Source organism: Fodinibius sediminis, from assembly GCF_900182555.1.
GTDB lineage: Bacteria > Bacteroidota > Rhodothermia > Balneolales > Balneolaceae > Fodinibius > Fodinibius sediminis.
In genome coordinates this window covers 2,501-5,418 of the sequence record NZ_FXTH01000036.1, presented here as the reverse complement: position 1 = coordinate 5,418, position 2,918 = coordinate 2,501, and the positions used below count along the sequence as shown (strand labels likewise).

The window sequence follows — 2,918 nt, the reverse complement described above, 5'->3', positions numbered from 1 at the left end:
TTCTGCCGGTTGGGGGTTACAAAAAAGGCCCTTCACGGGGCTGCCATGAAGGGCCGGAGTAAAAAAGAGAGCAGGAGGGGACCTACGCTTCCGCCCGAAGGCAGTACCATCGGCGCTGCAGAGGGTCACGGCCGTGTTCGGGATGGGAACGGGTGGGGCCTCTGCGCTAAACCCTGCTGCTCATAATGTCAATGCCCGCCAGGGGCCAGAGTGTTCGAATTCTTTGGTGTAGTCATAGCTGACAGGGGCCGGTAAGACCGATTGTTGTTTCCACGCAGGCTGCACGGGCCGCCTCCCGGCGGGTCGTGCAAGCCATATAAGTCAAAGCCAGTAGCCTTATTAGTACGGCTCGGCTAAACGCGTTACCGCGCGTACACCTGCCGCCTATCCATCTGGTCGTCTTCCAGAAGGCTCTAGTAGGGAATGCTTATCTTGGAGCGTGCTTCGCGCTTAGATGCTTTCAGCGGCTTATCACTTCCGCACATAGCTACCCGGCCGTGCCGTTGACACGACAACCGGTGCACCAGCGGTGCGTCCACTCCGGTCCTCTCGTACTAGGAGCAGCTCTCCGCAACATTCCAACGCCCACAGCAGATAGGGACCGAACTGTCTCACGACGTTCTGAACCCAGCTCGCGTACCGCTTTAAATGGCGAACAGCCATACCCTTGGGACCTTCTCCAGCCCCAGGATGCGATGAGCCGACATCGAGGTGCCAAACCTCCCCGTCGATGTGAACTCTTGGGGGAGATAAGCCTGTTATCCCCGGAGTACCTTTTATCCTTTGAGCGACGGCCCTTCCATTCGGAAACCGCCGGATCACTAAACCCTGCTTTCGCACCTGCTCGACCTGTGTGTCTCGCAGTCAAGCACCCTTATGCTTTTACACTCTACGCACGATTGCCGACCGTGCTGAGGGTACCTTTGGGAGCCTCCGTTACATTTTAGGAGGCGACCGCCCCAGTCAAACTACCCACCATACACTGTCTTCCGCTGAGCGGAATTAGAATTCAGCGGCCCGAAGGGTGGTATTTCACGGATGGCTCCACCCCAGCTAGCGCTGGGGCTTCCGAGCCTCCCACCTATCCTGCACATCAGGCAGCTAAAGCCAATGTAAAGTTGTAGTAAAGGTTCACGGGGTCTTTCCGTCCCGCTGCGGGTAATCGGCGTCATCACCGATACCACAATTTCACCGAGCTCGTGGCCGAGACAGTATCCAATTCGTTTCACCATTCGTGCAGGTCGGAACTTACCCGACAAGGAATTTCGCTACCTTAGGACCGTTATAGTTACGGCCGCCGTTTACTGGGGCTTCAGTCGGCCGCTTCATCCCAAAGGGATTAACAGCCTTCTTTAACCTTCCAGCACCGGGCAGGTGTCAGCCCCTATACGTCGTCTTGCGACTTGGCAGAGGCCTGTGTTTTTGTTAAACAGTCGATTGGATCTGGTCACTGCGCCCCAACGACGCCGAAGCGCCGCCGGGGGATCCTTCTCCCGAAGTTACGGATCTAATTTGCCGAGTTCCTTAGCCACGATTCGCTCGAGCACCTGAGGATACTCTCCTCATCTACCTGTGTCGGTTTATGGTACGAGCACCGGTCAACAAACGACGACGGGTTTCTTGGCAGCCAGATTACCTACACTATCGGTTTGCCCGTAGGCTCCCCGTACTGTCGGAGCTCAGCCGTATGCGGGGCGGATTTACCTACCCCGCGGCCTACCTCCTTCAACCTCCTAGTTCATCAGGAGGCGGTAGTGTCACTTCTGCGTGACGCCTTCGTTTATCGCTGAACGGTGGTACCGGAATATTTAACCGGTTTTCCATCGGCTTCGCCTGTCGGCTACACCTTAGGTCTCGACTAACCCTGATCCGATTAGCGTTGATCAGGAACCCTTAGATTTTCGGTGGAGGGGTTTTTCACCCCTCTTATCGTTACTCATGCCTACAGTTTCGCTTCCAGAACCTCCACTGCCCCTCACAGGGCAACTTCAATGGCGCTGGAATGCTCCTCTACCACTGCCTCCTAACGGAGGCAATCCACAGCTTCGGCACCAAACTTATGCCCGCTAATTATCGACGCCGGGCCGCTCGACTAGTGAGCTATTACGCACTCTTTCAAGGAATGGCTGCTTCTAAGCCAACCTCCTAGTTGTCTGGGCAACCCAACTTTCTTTGTTCAACTTAGTTTGGATTTGGGGGCCTTAGCTGGTGGTCTGGGTTGTTTCCCTCTTGCGGGAGGACGTTATCGCCCCCACGCTGACTACCTGGCAACACATGCCGGCATTCGGAGTTTGTCTAGATTTGGTAGGCGGTGAAGCCCCCTAGTCTAATCAGTGCTCTACCTCCGACATGCTGCTCGCCAGATGCTATACCTAAATATATTTCGAGGAGAACGAGCTATTTCCGAGTTTGATTGGCCTTTCACCCCTATCCACAACTCATCCGGGGGCTTTTCAACGCCCGTCGGTTCGGGCCTCCATTCCGTTTTACCGGAACTTCGCCCTGGTCATAGATAGCTCACTCGGTTTCGCGTCTGCCCCGCTGCACTGCCGCCCTGTTCGGACTCGCTTTCGCTTCGGCTGCTCTCCTGAGGAGATTAACCTTGCGCAACAGGAGCAACTCGTAGGCTCATTATGCAAAAGGCACGCCGTCAGCCCCCGAAGGAGCCTCCGACCGCTTGTAAGCGTATGGTTTCAGGTACTATTTCACTCGCCTTCTCGGCGTTCTTTTCACCTTTCCCTCACGGTACTTGTTCACTATCGGTCATACCCAGTATTTAGCCTTACCGGATGGTGCCGGCTGGTTCAGACAGGATTTCTCCGGTCCCGTCCTACTCAGGGGGTCTCGCCACCGCGCTTTGCTTACGTCTACAGGCCTGTCACCTTCTGTGGGGCGGCTTTCCAGTCCGCTTCGTCTTC

At 55.8% G+C, this 2,918-nt stretch carries 2 rRNA genes (1 of these 2 cut by a window edge); both read right to left on the bottom strand.

The features are described from left to right. Window positions 1-69: 69 nt before the first annotated feature. Window positions 70-180, bottom strand: a 5S ribosomal RNA gene (gene rrf / locus FN808_RS18665). Between the two features lie 138 nt (window positions 181-318). Continuing rightward, a 23S ribosomal RNA gene (locus FN808_RS18660) occupies window positions 319-2,918 on the bottom strand; it runs 314 nt beyond the window's last position.